Source organism: Amycolatopsis sp. NPDC043885 (assembly GCF_056435685.1).
On record NZ_JBWKEA010000002.1, the window covers coordinates 539,504 to 557,853 of the forward strand.

Below are 18,350 nucleotides of genomic sequence, written 5' to 3' on the forward strand. Positions count from 1 at the left end.
CGGGTGGGGTTGTCTGTGATTCGTCGGTCCGGGTGGTCGTGGGGGGCGGTTGGGGTGAAAACACAACCCCCCCCCCACGACCACCTGCACCGAACGGTCACCGCACATGCTGAGCTCACTCACCGCCGCGTACCTCGCCCTTTCCCTTACCCTGCTCCCGCCCACCGAGATCCGGCCCGACCAGGTCGAACACGTCGCCTTGCCGTGCGTCCAAACGAGCGCGTCCGCCGACGACGCGGATACGGCGGGAGCGCTCAACCAGCAACTCGCCACCAAGATGCGCGGCTACATGAACCCGTACAACACGTCGTGCGCCAGAGTGATCGTCGAGACCGTCCAGAGAGCGGGGCTCAACGATCGCGCGGCGGCCATCGCGATCGCCACGGTGATCGTCGAGTCGAGCATCGCCAACCTCGACGGCGGCCTCGGCGACTCGGTCGGGCTCTTCCAGCAGCGCGCGAGCTGGGGGAGTTTCGAGCAGCGGACCGACCCGGTCTGGGCGACCGGCCGGTTCCTCGCCGTGATGCGGCAGTTCTACCCGAACGACTCCTGGAACAACGTCGCCATCGGGGAGGTCGCCGCGGTCGTCCAGCGGCCGGCGGCGAAGTACCGGCATCGCTACGGGGTCGAGGCCGGCGACGCGGTCAAGATCGTCAACGAGCTGTGGTCCCAGAACGGCCAATGGCCCCTGCCCACGAAGGTGGACAGGGGCCATTGAGCCGTGAAGAAGCTACTTGCGCCAGGCCGTGCGCTGCTTGCGGATGTCCAGCACGAGGCCGAACACGAGCAGCAGGGACAGGCCGATCAGCCACAGGTTCTCGGTCCAGCCGTGGTGGTTGCCGTACAGCATCACCAGCAGGATGATCGCGCTCAGCCAGCCCGCGATCCGCGTCGCCTTCGGGAAGGAACCGTGCCAGCCCCACTCGGCCGACGGCTCGTCGCGGGGGTCAACGGTGTCGACGCCCACCCGGCCGCGCTTTTCGACCGCCTTGCTCGCCACGATCAACTCCTCAAAACCCGATGGTTCGCTTGCCCGCGAATGATCCCACACCTGGCTGCACGCGCCCGACGGGCCCCAAGCGACAATGAGCCCCGATGACTACCTCGCGAAGTGTGCTCGTGCTCGGTTCGACCGGATCGGTCGGCGCCCAGGCCCTCGACGTCGCGGCCCGTAACCCGGAGCTGTTCCGGGTCGCCGGGATCGCCGCGGGCGGCTCCGACCCCGCCGCGCTGGCCGCGCAGGCTCTGGCGCACCAGGTCGACGCCGTGGCGATCAGCAGGCCGACGGCCGTGGAAGACCTGCAGCTCGCGCTGTACGCCGAGGCCCAGAAGCGCGGCTACAACCGCGGCGACTTCAAGCTCCCGCGCATCTTCGCCGGGGCCGGCGCCGTCGTCGAGATGATCGACGCCACCCCGGTCGATGTCGTGCTCAACGCGCTCCCCGGCTCACAGGGGCTCCCGCCGACCCTGCACGCGCTCGCCACCGGCGCCACGCTCGCGCTGGCCAACAAGGAATCGCTGATCGCGGGCGGACCGCTGGTGCTGGCCGCGGCCAAACCCGGCCAGATCGTCCCGGTCGACTCCGAGCACTCCGCGATCGCCCAGGCCTTGCGCGCCGGCCGCGAAGCCGAGGTCGCCCGGCTGGTGCTCACCGCGTCGGGCGGCCCCTTCCGTGGCCGCAAACGCGAGGAACTCGCCGACGTCACCGTCGAGCAGGCGATGGCGCATCCGACCTGGTCGATGGGCCCGCTCATCACGATCAACTCGTCCACTTTGGTCAACAAGGGGCTGGAGCTGATCGAGGCGAAGCTCCTGTTCGACATCGAGACCGACCGCATCGACGTGGTGGTCCACCCGCAGTCGATCATCCACTCGATGGTGACCTTCGTGGACGGCTCGACGATCGCCCAGGCCAGCCCGCCCGACATGCGGCTGCCGATCGCGCTGGCCCTGCACTGGCCGGATCGCGTCCCCGGCGCCGCGGCCGCGTGCGTCTGGGACAAGCCCGCGAGCTGGACCTTCGAGCCGCTGGACAACGAAGCGTTCCCCGCCGTCGAGCTGGCGAGGCACGCCGGGACGGTCGGGGGCTGCGTCCCGGCGGTCTACAACGCGGCGAACGAGGAATTGGTGGCCGCTTTCCTGGCACAGAACACCGGCTTCACCTCGATTGTGGACACTATTGCCCAGGTGGTGGAAGCCGCCGACGAATGGCGTCGTGAACCTCGCGACGTGGATGACGTACTAGCTGCCGAGCGCTGGGCTCGCGCGCGTGCCGGTGCGCTGATCGGTAAGGGGAAGTAGCGCGTGGTCTTCATTCTCGGGATCGTGCTGTTCGCGCTGGGCATCTGCCTGTCCGTCGCGCTGCACGAGGCCGGCCACATGTGGGCGGCGAAAGCCTTCGGCATGAAGGTCCGGCGCTACTTCATCGGCTTCGGGCCGACGATCTTCTCCTTCCGTCGCGGTGAGACCGAGTACGGCATGAAGTGGATCCCGCTCGGCGGGTTCTGCGACATCGCGGGCATGACCGCGCTCGACGAGGTGACCCCGGAAGAGTCGAAGCGCGCGATGTGGCGCTTCAAGACCTGGAAGCGCACCGTCGTCATGTCGGCGGGCTCGGCGATGCACTTCATCCTCGGTTTCATCATCCTGTACTTGATGGCCGTCACCATGGGCCTGCCGAATCCGGCCGCGCAGGCCGCCCCCACCGAGGCCGTGATCAGCGCCACGTCGTGCGCCCGCGCGGCCACCACCGTGGAGCAGCTGAACGACACGGCCTGCCCGCCCGGCGCCCCGACCCCCGCGAAGACCGCCGGCCTCCAGGCAGGCGACAAGGTCGTCTCCGTAGCGGGCAAGCCGATCAAGACCTGGCGCGAAATGCTCGCCGCCGTTCAGGTCGCCAGTGGCCCGACGCCGTTCGTGGTCGAGCGGAACGGGCAGCGGCTGAACCTGACCGTCGACGTGCCGAGGGTGCAGCGGCTGGTCGCCGACGGTTCCAACAACACCACGGTCAAGGACGTCGGCATGATCGGCGCCTCGCCGATCCAGAACACCGCGCCGCCGCTGCTGAGCTACGGCCCCGTCGATGCGGTCGGGGCGACGTTCTCCTTCACCGGCACGATGTTCTCCGAGACCGCCAAGCGGCTGATCGAGTTCCCGTCGCGGATCCCCGCGGTGGTGGATTCCATCTTCGGCGGCGAGCGCGACCCGAACACCCCGGTCAGCGTGGTCGGCGCCAGCCGGATCGGTGGCGAGGCCGCCGAGCGAGGTCTGTGGGAGATCTTCGTGCTCCTGCTGGCGAGCCTGAACTTCTTCATCGGCGTGTTCAACCTGCTGCCGCTGCTCCCGCTCGACGGCGGGCATATCGCGGTCGTCTGGTACGAGCGGGTCCGCGACTGGTTCCGGAAACTGCGCGGCAAGGCGGCGGGCGGACCGGTCGACTACACGAAGCTGTCCGCGGTCACGATGGTGCTCGTCTTCATCGGCGGCGCGGTGACCCTGCTCACCGTCACCGCCGACATCGTGAACCCGGTCAAGCTGTTCCAGTGACGCGGGAGGACGGTTACGGAGCGCGCTGTCAGCACCGTTGGGCTGCCCAGGTAATGCTGCTCACCGTGACGGCTGACGTCGTGTATGTCCGCCGATCGGGGTAGGTACGCTTGAAGGCGTGACTGTCGCTCTAGGTATGCCAGCGCTTCCTCCTCCCGTTCTCTCCGAGCGTCGCAAGACCCGACAGCTGCAGGTCGGGCCGGTCGGCGTGGGCAGCGAGCACCCGATTTCGGTGCAGTCGATGACCACCACACTCACCTCCGACGTCAACGCGACCCTGCAGCAGATCGCCGAGCTGACCGCTGCGGGCTGTGACATCGTGCGCGTCGCGTGCCCGTCCGCGGACGACGCCGAGGCGCTGCCCGCGATCGCGAAGAAGTCGCAGATCCCGGTGATCGCCGACATCCACTTCCAGCCGAAGTACGTCTTCGCCGCGATCGAGGCGGGCTGTGCGGCGGTCCGGGTGAACCCGGGCAACATCCGCAAGTTCGACGACCAGGTCAAGGAGATCGCGCGGGCCGCGAAGGACCACGGCACCCCGATCCGGATCGGCGTCAACGCGGGTTCGCTGGACAAGCGGATCATGGACAAGTACGGCAAGGCGACCCCGGAGGCGCTGGCCGAGTCGGCGCTGTGGGAGGCGTCGCTGTTCGCCGAGCACGACTTCTACGACGTGAAGATCTCGGTGAAGCACAACGACCCGGTGGTCATGGTGCGCGCGTACGAGATCCTCGCCGAGCAGTGCGACTACCCGCTGCACCTCGGCGTCACCGAGGCGGGCCCGGCGTTCCAGGGCACCATCAAGTCGGCCGTGGCCTTCGGCGCGCTGCTGCGCCAGGGCATCGGCGACACCATCCGCGTTTCGCTGTCCGCGCCGCCGGTGGAAGAGGTCAAGGTCGGGATCCAGATCCTGCAGTCGCTGAACCTCAAGGAGCGCAAGCTCGAGATCGTCTCCTGCCCCTCGTGCGGCCGTGCGCAGGTGGACGTCTACACGCTCGCCGAGCAGGTCACCGCCGGGCTGGAGGGCATGGAGGTCCCGCTGCGCGTCGCGGTCATGGGCTGCGTCGTCAACGGGCCCGGCGAGGCGCGCGAGGCCGATCTCGGCGTCGCCTCGGGCAACGGCAAGGGCCAGATCTTCGTCAAGGGCGAGGTCATCAAAACCGTGCCCGAGCACGCGATCGTCGAGACGCTGATCGAAGAGGCCATGCGCATCGCCGAGGAGTCGGGCCAGACGATCGGTGAGGGCGAGCCCACCGTCACCGTCGGCTGACTGGTCGAGACAACTGCAATGAAAGGCCCCTTCATCGCAAAATTTGCGATGAAGGGGCCTTTCATTGCACTCGGTGGCTTCGACCTGCCGAAGTTCTCTCAGCGTGTCGTGAAGCTTGCGTTCCGTTTACGCCGCCGATCTGGCACCCTGGAGTGGTGTTGCGGCTTGCAGGTGCACGGCTGCTCGATGATCGGGACTATCCCGCGGTCCGTGCCGCGCTCGCCACAGACCCGGTCGGCAGCTGCATGGTGAGTGCCAGGGTGGAGACGGCGGGTCTCGACCCCTGGCGGCTCGGTGGTGAGCTCTGGGCCGCGGATTCCCGCCCCGTTCGCGCGGGCAGGCTCCAAGGGCTGTGCTTCTCCGGGCCGAACTTGATCCCCTTGCGCGGCAACGCCTCCGCTTTGCGTTCCTTCGCCGATCGGGCCCTGCGGCGGCAGCGGACCTGTTCGTCACTGGTCGGCCCGGCCGAGCAGGTGCTGGGCCTCTGGGACGAACTGGAGCCGGAATGGGGTCCCGCCCGCGAAGTCCGGCACGACCAGCCGCTCCTGGCGCTCGACGGGATCCCGTCCGTCGCCACCGATCCGCTGGTCCGCGCGGTACGTCCGGAGGAACTCGACCGGTATCTCCCGGCCGCGATCTCCATGTTCATCGAAGAGGTCGGCGTCGATCCCCGCAACGGCGACGGTGGCGCCGGGTATCGCGCCCGCGTCGCGGAGCTGATCGCCGGCGGCCGGGCGTTCGCGCGGTTCGAGGACGGCGAGGTCGTCTTCAAGGCCGAAATCGGCGCGATGTCCTCGACGGTCGGCCAGATCCAGGGCGTCTGGGTGCATCCGGAACGCCGCGGCGGCGGGGTCGGCACGGCCGGGACGGCGTCGGTGGTGACCAGGCTCGTCCGCGGGATGGGCCGCACGGCGAGCCTGTACGTCAACGCCTACAACAGTCCCGCGCTCGCCGCCTACCGCAAGATCGGCTTCCAGCAGGTCGGGCAGTACGCGACGGTTCTCTTCTAGGCCGTGTCGTGTCCGGCCGGAAAGGGCCGGGGCTGGCAGGATTCGCAGCATGCCTGCAGGTCGTCGTGTCGCCGTCGTCGTGCTCGCGGGGGTGGTGGGCCTCTCGGCCGCCGGGTGCGGACTCTTCGCCGACTCCGGTCCTGAAGACGCCATCTCGGGCTTCCTCGGCGGACTCTCTTCCGGTGACGTCGCCGCCGCGGCCTCCTTCACCGATTCGCCGGAGGCCGCGCGCGCGTCGCTGGAGATGGCGCGGAAAGCGCTTTCGCCCGAGTCGATCACCGTCGTGGACAAGCAGGTCCAGCATTCGTCCGGGGCGGACGACGGGACGGCGACCTATCAGCTCAGCTGGAAGCTGCCGCGCGGCCGGACCTGGACGTACAAGGCCGACGCGCAGGTCCATTCCACACAGGACGGCTGGAAGGTGCGCTGGTTGCCGACGGCGCTCCATCCGCAGCTCGCCGCGCAGCAGAGCATCGCGCTGAAGGCCGATCCGCCGGATCTCGCGCCGGTGCTGGACCGCGACGGGATGCCGTTGCTGCGCCCGCAGACGGTCGTCAGCGTGGTGCTCGACCCGGCGAAGGCGGGCGATCTGGTGGCCGTCACCGACAAACTCGGCGCGGCGCTCAACCGGTTCGAGGCGTCGGTGACCGGCCAGTCGATCCGCGACGGGGTGAAGACGCTCAAACCCGGCTCCGGCTATCCGGTGGTGAGCTTGCGGGCGAACAGCTACCAAGAGGTGAAGCCCGAGATCTACGACCTGCCCGGCGTCCGGTTCAGCCAGCAGGAAAGGCTGCTGCCCGACGACAAGAACTTCGGCAAGCAGGTGCTGCCCGCGGTCCGGTCGCTCGTCGAGGACCAGGTGGAGGGCTCCGCGGGCTGGCGCGTCGTCACGCTCGACACGGGCGGCGGCGAGATCATCGACCTGCACTCCGAGAACCCCAAGCCCGCGCCCGCGGTCGTCAGCACGCTCAGCGTGAAGGCGCAGGGCTCGGCGGAGCGGGCGCTCGCGCCGGTCCCGGCGGCCTCCGCGCTGGTCGCGATCCAGCCGTCGACCGGCGAACTGCTGGCGGTGGCGCAGAACGCCCCGGCCGATACCCAGGGCGCGATCTCGCTCACCGGCCGGTTCCCGCCCGGCTCCACGTTCAAGATGGCCACCGCCGTCGCGGGGCTGACCGCGGGTTCGGTGCGGGCGGACAGCCCCGTCGACTGCCCCGGCACGGCCACGTTCGAAAACCGGACCGTGCCGAACGAGGGCAAGTTCGCACTCGGTGTCGTCCCGCTCTCCACGGCGTTCGCCAAATCCTGCAACACGACGTTCGCGAAACTCTCGACCGACCTGCCGCCCGCCGCGCTGACCGACGCCGCGCGCGACCTCGGCGTCGGTGCCGACTTCGTGATTCCCGGCCTGACCACGATCACCGGTTCGGTCCCGCCGGCGAACACCGTCGCGCAGCGGGCCGAGAACGGCTTCGGGCAGGGGACCGTCGTGACGAGTCCGTTCGGGCTGGCGGTCGCCACCGCGACGGTCCAGTCCGGCAAGGTGCCGGTGCCGACGCTGGTGCGCGGGATGGCCACGACGTCGTCCGGGCTCGGCAAGCCGATCAAGCCGGAGGTGCTCGACGCGCTGCGCGGGATGATGCGTGAGGTCGTCACCGACGGCACGGCGACGCTGCTCAAGCCCTTGGCGGACGTCCGGGGCAAGACCGGCACGGCGCAGTTCGGCGACGGCACGCATTCGCACGGCTGGTTCGTCGGCTACACCGGTGACCTGGCCTTCGCGGTGCTGACGACCGACGCGGGAACGTCCAAGCCCGCGGTCGAGGCCGCCCAGCGCTTCCTGGCGGGGCTCGGCTAGCCGTCAGGTCGTAGGCTGGGCTCATGTCCGTTCGCTCCCCCTTGAAGCCCGGCGTCCAGACGCCGAGGCGAGTCGTCCCCGCCAGCATCGCCCGTCCCGAGTACGTCGACCGGCCGGCGCCGAAACGCGACACGGGCAACGGGGTCCGCACGCCCGAGGTGATCGAGGCGATGCGCGTCGCGGGCCGGATCGCGGCGCAGGCGCTCGAGGTGGGTGGCAAGGCCGTCAAACCCGGTGCGACCACCGACGACATCGACAAGGTGATCCACGAGTTCCTGCTGGACAACCACGCGTACCCGTCGACGCTGGGCTATCGCGCGTTCCCGAAGTCGTGCTGCACCTCGCTGAACGAGGTGATCTGCCACGGCATCCCGGACTCGACGGTGATCGAGGACGGCGACATCTGCAACATCGACGTCACCGCGTTCATCGGCGGCGTCCACGGCGACACCAACGCGACGTTCCTGGCGGGTGACGTCTCCGAGGAGGCGCGGCTGCTGGTCGAGCGCACGCGCGAGGCGACCATGCGCGCCATCAAGGCCGTCCGCCCCGGCAGGCAGCTCAACGTGATCGGCCGCGTCATCGAGGCGTACGCGAAGCGGTTCGGGTACGGCGTCGTGCGCGACTTCACCGGCCACGGCGTCGGCCCGGCGTTCCACACCGCGCCGACCGTGCTGCACTACGAGGAACCGTCGGTCGACACGGTCATCGAGCAGGGCATGACCTTCACCATCGAGCCGATGATCACCCTCGGGACGATCGAGTACGACATCTGGGCCGACGACTGGACCGTCACCACCAAGGACAAGAAGTGGACGGCCCAGTTCGAGCACACCCTCGTGGTGACCGAGGACGGCGCCGAGATCCTCACGGTGCCCTAGGCGGCTCGTGAGTGGTAAGGACGGTTCTAACCGTCCTTACCACTCACGAGACCGATGTGACCGCTGCTGCGCGTGGGACGAGCGTGCCGGTCCCAGAGGTAGTGAAGGCCTCCTTGCCAACCCTCAGGGTAGGCAAGGAGGCCTTCACGGACCGGGCCCGGGACCAACCCGCAGCCGGTATCCCCGTATGTACCTGAGATCCCCTTACCGCTCGCGAGGATCTTGGGTCAGCTCTCGTCCTGCTCCACACGGGCCAGGAGCTCGTCCAGGAAACCGCACGCCTCGCTGGCGGCCCGGTCGGCGTCGCGGTCGGCGATGGCCTCGGCGAGGCCTTCGTGCCCTATCTCCGGCAGGTACTCGCGCCCCGGCGTCACGTTCGACGTGGCGGCCACGCTGGCCGTGATCACCTCGGTGAGCCCGCGGTACATCTCGGTCAGCAGCGTGTTATGTCCACTTTGGACGACGGCGAAGTGGAATTCCGCGTCGAGGCGGGCGAAATCCTCCCAATGGCCATCGCGCAGCTCGGCGTTGCGGCGTTCGAGCAGTGCCTTCAGCTCGGCGACCTCCTCGTCGGTCCGCGACGCGGCCGCGAGCCGGGCGCCTTCGACCTCGAGGATGCGCCGCACCTGCAGCACCTCGCGCAGTTCCGAACCGCACAACCGCCGGATGGCGCCCGAGACCTCGCTCGTCGCCCGCACGTAGGTCCCGTCGCCCTGCCGGACCTCGAGCAGCCCCGTGTGCGCGAGCGCGCGCACGGCCTCGCGGACGGTGTTACGCCCGACGCCGAGCTGCCCTGCCAGCTCCGGTTCGGTCGGAATCCGCTGACCGATGGGCCATTCTCCCTGCGTGACGGCGTCACGCAGCTGCTCGATGACCTGATCGACCAGGCCGGCACGGCGCGTGGTGGCCAATGGCACAGCGTTGTCCCTTCATCCAATCATCCTATGTATGTGATACTAGCCGACGTGCGTGTCGACTCCCGAGAACCCGTTTCCTCGTTCGACGAAAGTCTCGAACTCGAAGGCTCGATCGAAACGGAGTGGCGGCCGGGAGTGATCACCGGCGGCGTGCTGCTCGGTGTCGCGGTGATCCTGGTGGCGCTCAACCTGCGCCCGGCCATCACCAGTGTCGGCCCGATCCTCGGCGAGATGCGCGACGACCTCGGCGCCACGGCGACCTGGGCCGGTGTGCTCACCACGCTCCCTGGCCTCTGTTTCGCCGCCGCCGGTCTCGCCGCGCCCCTGCTGGCCCGCCGATTCGGCATCGGCGCGGCCATCGCTTCCGCGCTTTCGGTGCTGGCCGTCGGCCTGGTGCTGCGGGTGCTCGACGGACCGTACGTCGTGCTCGGGGGAACCCTGGTGGCCACGGCGGGAATCGCCCTGGCGAACGTACTGATCCCGGTCGTCATCAAGGACTCCTTCCCGGCACGTGTCGGCATGATGACCGGCGTGTACACCGCCGCTCTGCAGGGCGGGGGCGCCCTGGGGTCCGCGCTCACCCCTCCCTTGGAGAACGCGTTCGGCGGCTGGCGCCAAGGTCTCGGCGCCTGGTCGGTACTGGCGGTGCTCGCACTCCTCGTCTGGATTTTCGCAGCCCGCGGTGCGGGGCGTGCGCCCGTTGTCGAGGCAGGCAAGCAGGGTAGCGGGCGATCGCTCCTGCGTAGCCCCCTTGCGTGGATGGTCACGCTTTTCTTCGGAACTCAGGCCTTTTTGGCCTACGTCGTGATGGGCTGGCTGCCGGAAGTGATGATCGACGCGGGGGTGAGCAAGGGGGATTCCGGGCTGTTGCTCGGCCTGATCTCGCTCATCGCCGTCCCGATCAGTCTCGTGGTGGCGCCGATGGCCGCGCGGCACAAGAGCCAGAGCCCGTGGATCGTCGGACTGGGTGTTCCCGGCTTCGTCGGCATGGTCGGCATGATGGTCGCTCCGGCCGCCTCGCCGCTGCTCTGGTGCATCCTCATCGGGCTCGGGATGAGCGTCTTCTCGCTCGCGCTGACGGTGATCGCGCTGCGGGCGCGCACCGGCGAGGACACCGCGCGGCTGTCGGGGATGGCGCAGGGCATCGGTTACCTGATGGCCGCCGTCGGGCCATTCCTCTTCGGGCTGCTTCACGATCTCACCCACGGCTGGACCGTTCCCTGGATCATGATGCTCGCCGTCTTCGCCGCGCAGATGACCTTCGGCGCCTTGGCCGGCCGCCGCCGCTTCGTCTGAACGCGTTCAAAAAACATCTTGACCCGGCCGGGGCGGAGCCATAGCCTGATTGAGTTGAACCTGTTCAAAACTCGGTCCTGGGGGTCGGCGTGGTGGAGGGACTGGCGTACGGGGCGGCTCTGGCGTGTTTCGCCGCGGCGTGCGTCGCCGTGGCGCCGGAGCGGCCCGCGGCGGTGGCTTCGCCGCACGAGTTCTACCGCGCCGTGGACCGGGTGTGCGTGTGGGTATGGAAGGACAGCGGCGCGGATATCGAGCGCTACTGGCCGGATCCGAAGGGGGACGCCGCGACGGAGCTGCGCAAGTGGCAGCACTACGTCGCGACGCGGGTGGACGACGCCAAGGAGGTCCTCAAGGGGGCGACGGGGGTCCGCGCGGTGCCAGGAGGGGCGGCATCCGCGCGGGAGGAGTTCTTGGCGGCGATCCGCCGGTACGTCGAGGCGGGCGAGCGGTTCTCGGAGGACGGGGCCCGCTCGGCCGTCTTGAGGGGCGCCTCGGACGCCGAGATGAACGCGGTGAGCGCGCTCGCGGCGCGGAACGGGGCCCGCGCCTGCGACCGCGTCGTCTGAGAGCGCATTTAGTCCTCTAAATGCGCCGTACTCGGGCGTCACGTGCGCCCGAAGAACGCATTTAGAGGACTAAATGCGGCGAAGGGTCAGTCCAGCGGAAGGTTCAGCAGCGCGTTCTCGACCAGTTCCGGCATCGCCGGGTGGATCCAGTACTGCCCGCGCGCCATGCTCTTCGCGTCCAGCCCGAAGCTCATCGCCTGGATCAGCGGCTGGATCACCGAGGACGCCTGCGGGCCGATGATGTGCGCACCCAGCAGCTGCCCGGTGGCCGGGTCGGCGAGCAGCTTCGCGAAGCCGGTGGTGTCCTCCATCGCCCAGCCGTACGCGATGCCCGCGTAGTCCTGGTGCGACGTCACGTACGAAACGCCACGCTCGCGCGCCTCGCGTTCGGTCAGCCCGACCGAAGCGACCTGCGGCGAGGTGAACACCGCGTGCGGGACGAACCGGTGGTCGGCCTCGATCCGCTCGTCCGGGTGCAGCAGGTTGTGCTGCACGACGCGCTGCTCGTGGTTCGCGACGTGCTTCAGCTCGAAGACCGACGAGATGTCGCCGAGCGCGTAGATCCCGTCGACCACGGTCTGCTGGTACTCGTCGACCACGACGTGCCCGCGCTCGCCCGTGGTCACGCCGGTGGCGGCGACGTCGAGGAGGTCGGAGTTCGGCGTGCGGCCGGTGGCGACCAGGAGCACGTCGGCCTCGACAGTCTCGGCGCCTTCCGGGCCTTCGAGGTCCAGAGCGACGCCCGACGCGGTCTTGCGCGCGCGGACGGTCTTCCGGTCGAGCCGGACGTCGAACCGCTGCGACGCCAGTTCGGTGAACCGGGCGCTGACGTCGTCGTCCTCGGAGCGCAGCAGCGCGCCGGACCGGTTGACCACGGTCACGTTCACCCCGAACGAGGCGAAGACGTGCGCGAACTCGGCCGCGATGTACCCGCCGCCCAGGATCACGATGCTCGACGGCAGCTCGTCGAGCCGCATCACCGTGTCGGAGGTGTGGTAGCCGGTTTCGGCGAGACCGGGGACGTCCGGGATCACCGGGCGCCCGCCCGCGGCCAGCACGAACCTGTCGGCGGTGATCGTCTCGGCAGGGCGGCCGTCGGAGTAGGAGACCCGCAGCTCCTTGTGCCCGGTGAAGCGGCCTTCGCCCTCGTACACGGTGACGTTCTTGTTGTCCTCGTGCTGGACGCGGTATTCGCGACCGCCGGCGGCGATCGGATCGATCCGGCCGAAGATCCGGTCGCGCACGTCGCGCCAGCGGACCTCGGTCAGCTCCTCGTCGACGCCGAACTTCGACGACGTGGCGGGCGTGGCCGCGACGTTGGCGGCGTGCACGAACATCTTCGTCGGGATGCAGCCCACGTTCAGGCAGGTCCCACCGAACGTGCCCTTCTCCACGATCGCCGTGTTCCAGTCCGCGAAGCGCGGGTCGAGGATCGAGTTGCCCGATCCGGTACCGACGATGACCAGGTCGTAGTGGGGCACGCTGTCTTCCTTTGCGGCGGGGGAGCGGGTGGTTCCGACTCTAGCCAACTTGTCACGGCGTGCGGTTGTTCCCGGTTCAGCGCCCGTTGGCGCTGAAGTGCATCCGGTCCGTCGGCGTCGTCCAGGTGCCGCCCCAGGTCCAGCCGATCGCGGAGAAGGCGGCCACGGTCCGGTCGCCGGCGGTGATCATCCCCGGCCGCCGGTTTTCCCGGTCGAGGTACGCCGACGCCAGCTCGGGCAGCACGAGGTCGCCCTTGGTGTACGGGTTGCAGAAGGGGTTGACGTCGATCGCGAGCCCGTAGGCGTGCGCGGACCAGTTCGTCTGGCCTCGCGCCGGACGGCAGACGAAGGCGTTGGTGTTGTTCCCGTCACCCGTCGGGGGAGCGGCGAGTACGGCGGGAGCGGTCACGCGCATTTCTTCCATCGGGAACTTCGCGGCGAACAACTGCCCGAATACGGTGACGACGGCGTTCGCCACCGACGCGTTCACGAGCATTTCCCCGGTATGCGCGCGGCCGTCGAAACCCCAGAACGAGAGGGTGAGATAGCGCAGTGCGCCTGCGGAGACGGGGCAGCCCGCCTGCCAGGTGCTGCGGGCGAGCACGTCGGCGGGAACGGGATTCACCGTGCCCGAGAACCGGTCTCCGGCCGGCGGCGGAAGCAGGTCGGCGGTCGGCAGGGAACGGTTCGCCAGCACGGGAGGAGTGGGGAGGATCTGCCCGAAGCCGTCACCGCGCAAGGGAAGCGGCTTCGCCCCGACCTGCCAGACGGGTGCGGGTGGCGGGGCCGAGGTGGTCGGAGTCGTTGCCGCCGAAGAGGTTTGGGTCGGACCGCTGGTGACGGCCGGGCTCGAACACGAGAAGAGCAGAAGGGCCGTAGCCGCCAGAATAGTCGCCGTAGCCCGCACGAGGTCCAGGGTGACAGATGCGTTCGGTGAGCACAGGTCCACCCGTTTCAGTGACACCACATCGGGCTTTCTCCGATTAGGGTATTCGCGATCGCTCGTGTACGCGCTGGAGTCGAATGACTTCCCAGGGTTTGACCGTACGTACGCCCCGGTGAAGGGACAGAACATGCCCAAGAAGTCACGTCGCACGCTGCTGCTCGCGGTCGGAGCGGTGCTCGCGACGGCCGTGATGGTGCCGGTCGCGGTCAACAGCGCGTCGGCGGACGACGGCTCGATGAGCGGCCCGGAGCAGGCTGCCCAGCCGAGGATCGTCGGCGGCGGCAAGGCTTCGGTCTCGCAGTACCCGTACGCGGTCTATCTGGCCGATCGCGGCGGCAACCAGTACTGCGGTGCGGTGATCGTCAGTTCCACCACGGTCGCGACGGCGGCGCACTGCGCGGTCGCGGTCAAGCGCGCCGATGTCCGCGTGGTGGCGGGGCGGGACAACAAGCGCTCCCGGGACGGCGTGGAGCTGCGGGTTTCGCGGATCTGGGTCAGCCCCGACTACAGCGGCGATCCCGGCAAGGGTGACGACATCGCGGTGATGACGGTCAGCGGCCAGTTGCCGTACCGGCCCGCGAAGGTCGCGGACAACGGCGACGCCGACCTGTACAGCGAAGGCACCAAGGCGACCGTCCTCGGCTGGGGCCGGGTCGCCGAGGGCGGCGCGCGATCGGACTACCTGCGCAGCGCGGTCGTCCCGGTGGTCAGCGACAAGACCTGCCGCACCGCGTACTCGGGCTACGACCCGAGCGACATGGTGTGCGCCGGCTACCCCGAAGGCGGCGTCGACGCCTGCCAGGGCGATTCGGGCGGACCGCTCATGGTGGGCGACACGCTGATCGGGATCGTGTCGTTCGGCGAAGGCTGCGCGAAGGCGGGCAAACCCGGCGTTTACACCCGTGTCTCCCACTTCGCGGACGAGATCTCCCAGCAGAAGAACCGGGGCCTGATCGGCTGATCGATGCCTTCTTCACGTCCGATGTGCTAACAAGTGGGCGTGAGCACCGACACCCCGATCATCGAGACCTCGTCGTTCCCGCTGTCCGTCGCCGGTGACGAGATCACCGCCGCGCAGCTGCACGGCATCCTCCGCCTGCGCGTGGACGTGTTCGTCGTCGAGCAGGACTGCGCCTATCACGAGATCGACGGGCGTGACCTCCTGCCCGGCACCCGGCATCTCTGGATCGGGGGTTCCGTCGCCGTCGATTCGTACCTTCGGGTGCTGCAGGACGCCGGCGGCACCTTCCGCATCGGCAGGGTGTGCACGGCCGTCCGCTCACGCGGCAAGGGACTGGCGGGACGGCTGATGGAGACCGCGCTCGCGGGGATCGGGGACGCGCCGTGCGTCCTCGACGCGCAGACGTACGCGACGGATTTCTACGCCAAGTACGGCTTCGTGGTCGAAGGCGAAGAGTTCATGGAGGACGGGATCCCGCACCTCACGATGTGGCGCCGGGAGGCGCCGCGGCCGTGATCACCCCGACCGCGCGGTCCACGTCGGCCTCGGTGAGGTCGGCCCGCGCGGTCAGGCGCAGGCGGGAGATGCCGTCGGGTACGGACGGCGGACGGAAGCACCCGACCCGCACGCCCTGATCGGCGCACGCGGCCGCCCATGCGACGGCCGATTCCGGCGACGGCGCCTGCACCGAGATCACCGCGGCGTCCGGGAGACCGACCCGGAAACCCGCGGATTTCAACTGCATCGCGAGGTTTCCGGCCGCTTCGGTCACCTTGGTGGCCAGCTCGGGCTCGGCCTTCAACGCGCTGAGCGCGGCCAGCGCGGCGGCGGCACTGGCGGGCGCGAGGCCGGTGTCGAAGATGAAACTGCGCGCGGTATCCACGAGATGCTTGATCACACGACGCGGCCCGAGTACTGCTCCGCCTTGTGCCCCAAGGGATTTCGACAGCGTGATCGTGGTGACGACGTCCGGCGCTCCGGAGAGTCCCGCCGCGTGGACGGCGCCGCGGCCGCCCTCGCCGAGGACGCCGAAGCCGTGCGCGTCGTCGACCAGCAGTGAGGCGCCGTGCTCCCGGCAGACACCGGCGAGCTGCTCCAGCGGGGCGATGTCGCCGTCGACGGAGAACACGGAATCGGTGACGACGAGCGCGCGCGGTTTGCGGCGGGTCGCGAGCGCGTGCTTGAAGGCGCTCGGGTCGCTGTGCGCGACGGCGGCGATGTCCGAGCGGGACAGGCGGCAGCCCTCGATCAGCGACGCGTGGATGTACTTGTCCGTGACGATCGCGGAATCCGCGCCGGACAGGGCCGTGACGGCGCCGAGGTTCGCGGTGAAGCCGGACGAGAAGACCAGCGCGGCCTGTGTGCCGCAGAAGCGGGCGAGCTCGTGCTCGAGTTCGGCGTGGACCTCGGTGGTGCCGGAGACGAGCCGGGAGCCGGTGGCCCCGGCGCCCCAGCGCAACGCGGCCGCCGCGGCGGCACCGGCGACGCGCTTGTCCCTGGCGAGCCCGAGGTAGTCGTTACCCGCGAGATCCAGCTCCGGTTCCTGCGCCTGCCGGATGCGCAGCTTGCGCACCAGCCCGGCCTCGGCCCGCTTCTCCGCCTCCACGTCGAGCCAGTCGAAGACCTGGTCGGGCGGGAGGTTCTGGAAAGCGGGGCCGGAAGAAGTCACGTCCCGCAGTCTCCCATCCGCCGCTCGGCGCTGGGCGTGGTGGTCCCCACAGCGAACGCAAGGAAAGGTCCTTTCCTTGCGAAATTTGCAAGGAAAGGACCTTTCATGGCACTAGCCGCCGGGGGAACCGGCTTCAGTTACTTCAGCTGTCGTAGCTGCGACGCGGGCGTCCGCCCGGACGCTGCGGACGGCCGTTGCCGCCACCGGACTCGCCACGACGCGGGCGGCCGCGGAAGCCACCGGGACGGCCGCCTTCGCGGTGACCGTGACCCTCACGCGAACCCTGGTAGCCGCGGTCGCCGCCACCGTAGCCGCGGCCACCGCCACGACGCGGGGACTCACGACGACGCTCGACGACCGGCTCGCCGCTGGGCTGCTGCGCACCGGTGATACGAGCGAGCTCGGCGTCGCCCGGGCGGACCGTGGTCTGCTCGGCGCGGACACCGGCGCGGTCGGTCATCCGGCGCACCATGCGGCGCTGGTCGTGGGTGATCAGCGTGACCACGACACCGGACGCCCCGGCGCGCGCGGTGCGGCCGGCGCGATGCAGGTAGTCCTTGTGGTCGGCGGCCGGGTCGACGTGCAGCACCAGCGAGATGTCGTCGACGTGGATACCGCGCGCGGCGACGTCCGTGGCGACGAGGACGGGCGCGTAGCCCTCCTTGAAGTCCGCGAGGACGCGGTTGCGCTGGCCCTGGGTCTTGCCGCCGTGCAGCGCGGCCGCGTGGACGCCCTTCTCGCGCAGGCGCTCGGTGAGGCGGTCCACGTGGTGCTTGGTGCGGACGAACATGATCGTGCGGCCCTCACGGGCGCCGATCTCGGTGATGATGTCCTGCTTGTCCTGGTGTGACACCTGGAACACGTGGTGGTCCATGGTGGTGACGCTCGCGGTCGACGGGGCGACCGAATGCGTGACCGGGTCGGTCAGGTAGGCGCGGACCAGCCTGTCGACGTCACCGTCGAGGGTGGCCGAGAACAGCAGGCGCTGGCCGCGGGCCGGGGTCAGGTCGAGGATCTCGCGGACCTGCGGCATGAAACCCATGTCGGCCATCTGGTCGGCCTCGTCGAGCGCGACGAAGTTGATGTCCGACAGCGACGCGGTGCCCTGGCGGACGTGGTCCGACAGCCGGCCGGGGGTGGCGATCAGCAGGTCGACGCCGCGGGAAAGCGCGTCGGCCTGGCGGGTGAAGGCCATGCCGCCGACGGCGGTGCGGCACCACAGGCCGAGCGACTTGGCCAGCGGGGTCAGCGAGTCGGCGACCTGCATGGCCAGCTCGCGGGTCGGGACCAGGATCAGCGCGCGCGGGTGCTTCGGACGGGCACGGCCGCCGTTGAGCCGGGTCAGCATCGCGAGGCCGAAGGCCAGGGTCTTGCCGGAACCGGTCTGGGCGCGGCCGAGCACGTCGCGGCCGGCGAGCGCGTCGGGGATGGTCGCCGACTGGATCGGGAACGGGGAGGTGATACCGGCGTCGGCCAGTGCCCGCAGCAGCGGCTCGGGAAGCCCGAGCTCCGCCCAGGTGGTGGCCTTGACACTCTCGACGGCGTCGTTGTGCAGCATCGCGTCACCCGCGGGGCGGGTGCGCGGCTTGCGGTGCTGCCGGGCCGACGGTGAGGTGTGGCCGGAGTTGAACGTGACTGTCACAAATGCCTCTCGGACGTGGCACGTCACAAGGAGGCCCGGGCTGCCCGCACGCAGGCAAGGCAAGATGGTGTGCACAGATGGGCGTTCACAGGGACGAACCCGGCACACCGCGTCTGCGTGACACCGCGCGCCAATTGGTTGATACGGATACCGCGAGCCATTCGGTTGGCTTTGGAGGCGACGGACACCACTCATCCACGCCGCCGGTTGCGGTCTGTCACTACTGTACCGGACCGTTATCCGGCCGCCCAACCGGAGGGACCGATTGTGGGCAGGGTCTCCACCGCGGGGTCCTTCCCGGCGTGATCGT

General features: G+C 69.5%; 17 protein-coding genes. 11 read left to right on the forward strand and 6 right to left on the reverse strand.

All coding sequences use genetic code 11. The annotated features are described in order from the left end of the window. Nucleotides 1-106: 106 nt before the first annotated feature. Nucleotides 107-718: a hypothetical protein gene (locus tag AC069I_RS12405; protein ID WP_478230671.1), complete on the forward strand. Its 612-nt coding sequence runs from the start codon at nucleotides 107-109 to the stop codon at nucleotides 716-718. Nucleotides 719-730: 12 nt separating this feature from the next. On the opposite strand, the gene AC069I_RS12410 is transcribed toward AC069I_RS12405, so the two are convergent. Next, nucleotides 731-1,000: a DUF2631 domain-containing protein gene (locus AC069I_RS12410; protein WP_034311011.1), complete on the reverse strand. Its 270-nt coding sequence runs from the start codon at nucleotides 998-1,000 to the stop codon at nucleotides 731-733. A gap of 95 nt (nucleotides 1,001-1,095) precedes the next feature. Here AC069I_RS12410 and dxr point away from each other — a divergent pair, with 95 nt between their 5' ends. The 6 genes from dxr to map all read left to right on the forward strand — a co-directional run bounded on the left by dxr (nucleotide 1,096) and on the right by map (nucleotide 8,562). Continuing rightward, the gene (dxr, locus tag AC069I_RS12415; RefSeq protein WP_478265440.1) at nucleotides 1,096-2,301 is read left to right on the forward strand and encodes a 1-deoxy-D-xylulose-5-phosphate reductoisomerase; all 1,206 of its coding nucleotides are present in this window, start codon (nucleotides 1,096-1,098) and stop codon (nucleotides 2,299-2,301) included. A 3-nt stretch (nucleotides 2,302-2,304) separates the two neighbouring features. Continuing rightward, nucleotides 2,305-3,546, forward strand: a complete 1,242-nt coding sequence (locus AC069I_RS12420; RefSeq protein ID WP_340687388.1) for a M50 family metallopeptidase — start codon at nucleotides 2,305-2,307, stop codon at nucleotides 3,544-3,546. 118 nt (nucleotides 3,547-3,664) lie between these two features. Continuing rightward, nucleotides 3,665-4,816, forward strand: a complete 1,152-nt coding sequence (ispG, locus tag AC069I_RS12425; RefSeq protein ID WP_167373562.1) for a flavodoxin-dependent (E)-4-hydroxy-3-methylbut-2-enyl-diphosphate synthase — start codon at nucleotides 3,665-3,667, stop codon at nucleotides 4,814-4,816. 155 nt (nucleotides 4,817-4,971) lie between these two features. Next, nucleotides 4,972-5,826 carry a GNAT family N-acetyltransferase gene (locus tag AC069I_RS12430; RefSeq protein WP_478230674.1) on the forward strand — a complete coding sequence of 285 codons (855 nt, stop codon included), beginning with the start codon at nucleotides 4,972-4,974 and terminating at the stop codon, nucleotides 5,824-5,826. Between the two features lie 49 nt (nucleotides 5,827-5,875). After that, nucleotides 5,876-7,681, forward strand: a complete 1,806-nt coding sequence (locus AC069I_RS12435; protein WP_478265441.1) for a penicillin-binding transpeptidase domain-containing protein — start codon at nucleotides 5,876-5,878, stop codon at nucleotides 7,679-7,681. 23 nt (nucleotides 7,682-7,704) lie between these two features. Then, nucleotides 7,705-8,562 carry a type I methionyl aminopeptidase gene (map, locus tag AC069I_RS12440; protein WP_478230676.1) on the forward strand — a complete coding sequence of 286 codons (858 nt, stop codon included), beginning with the start codon at nucleotides 7,705-7,707 and terminating at the stop codon, nucleotides 8,560-8,562. A gap of 227 nt (nucleotides 8,563-8,789) precedes the next feature. On the opposite strand, the gene AC069I_RS12445 is transcribed toward map, so the two are convergent. Beyond that, nucleotides 8,790-9,479, reverse strand: a complete 690-nt coding sequence (locus AC069I_RS12445; protein ID WP_478230677.1) for a FadR/GntR family transcriptional regulator — start codon at nucleotides 9,477-9,479, stop codon at nucleotides 8,790-8,792. A 48-nt stretch (nucleotides 9,480-9,527) separates the two neighbouring features. Here AC069I_RS12445 and AC069I_RS12450 point away from each other — a divergent pair, with 48 nt between their 5' ends. Both AC069I_RS12450 and AC069I_RS12455 read left to right on the forward strand, forming a co-directional pair. Next, complete coding sequence (locus tag AC069I_RS12450) at nucleotides 9,528-10,775, forward strand: CynX/NimT family MFS transporter (protein WP_478265442.1); 1,248 nt, start codon at nucleotides 9,528-9,530, stop codon at nucleotides 10,773-10,775. A gap of 89 nt (nucleotides 10,776-10,864) precedes the next feature. Continuing rightward, nucleotides 10,865-11,341, forward strand: coding sequence for a hypothetical protein (locus tag AC069I_RS12455; RefSeq protein ID WP_478230679.1), 477 nt, complete (start codon nucleotides 10,865-10,867; stop codon nucleotides 11,339-11,341). An 86-nt stretch (nucleotides 11,342-11,427) separates the two neighbouring features. Here the strand turns inward: AC069I_RS12455 and AC069I_RS12460 are convergent, their stop codons facing one another. Next, entirely contained in the window at nucleotides 11,428-12,822 is a 1,395-nt protein-coding gene (locus AC069I_RS12460; RefSeq protein ID WP_478230680.1) for a mycothione reductase, read from the reverse strand. 76 nt (nucleotides 12,823-12,898) lie between these two features. Continuing rightward, nucleotides 12,899-13,561 carry a M15 family metallopeptidase gene (locus AC069I_RS12465; RefSeq protein ID WP_478265443.1) on the reverse strand — a complete coding sequence of 221 codons (663 nt, stop codon included), beginning with the start codon at nucleotides 13,559-13,561 and terminating at the stop codon, nucleotides 12,899-12,901. Nucleotides 13,562-13,895: 334 nt separating this feature from the next. Between AC069I_RS12465 and AC069I_RS12470 the strand changes: the two genes are divergently transcribed. Next, complete coding sequence (locus tag AC069I_RS12470) at nucleotides 13,896-14,729, forward strand: S1 family peptidase (RefSeq protein WP_478231424.1); 834 nt, start codon at nucleotides 13,896-13,898, stop codon at nucleotides 14,727-14,729. Nucleotides 14,730-14,762: 33 nt separating this feature from the next. Continuing rightward, the gene (locus tag AC069I_RS12475) at nucleotides 14,763-15,245 is read left to right on the forward strand and encodes a GNAT family N-acetyltransferase (protein WP_219149924.1); all 483 of its coding nucleotides are present in this window, start codon (nucleotides 14,763-14,765) and stop codon (nucleotides 15,243-15,245) included. Here AC069I_RS12475 and AC069I_RS12480 read toward each other — a convergent pair. Together AC069I_RS12480 and AC069I_RS12485 are read right to left on the reverse strand one after the other, a co-directional pair. Then, nucleotides 15,211-16,398: an 8-amino-7-oxononanoate synthase gene (locus AC069I_RS12480; RefSeq protein ID WP_478265444.1), complete on the reverse strand. Its 1,188-nt coding sequence runs from the start codon at nucleotides 16,396-16,398 to the stop codon at nucleotides 15,211-15,213. The two genes, AC069I_RS12475 and AC069I_RS12480, sit on opposite strands and share 35 nt — an antisense overlap. Before the next feature lie 142 nt (nucleotides 16,399-16,540). Then, nucleotides 16,541-18,040: a DEAD/DEAH box helicase gene (locus AC069I_RS12485; protein WP_478230684.1), complete on the reverse strand. Its 1,500-nt coding sequence runs from the start codon at nucleotides 18,038-18,040 to the stop codon at nucleotides 16,541-16,543. Nucleotides 18,041-18,350 lie beyond the last annotated feature (310 nt).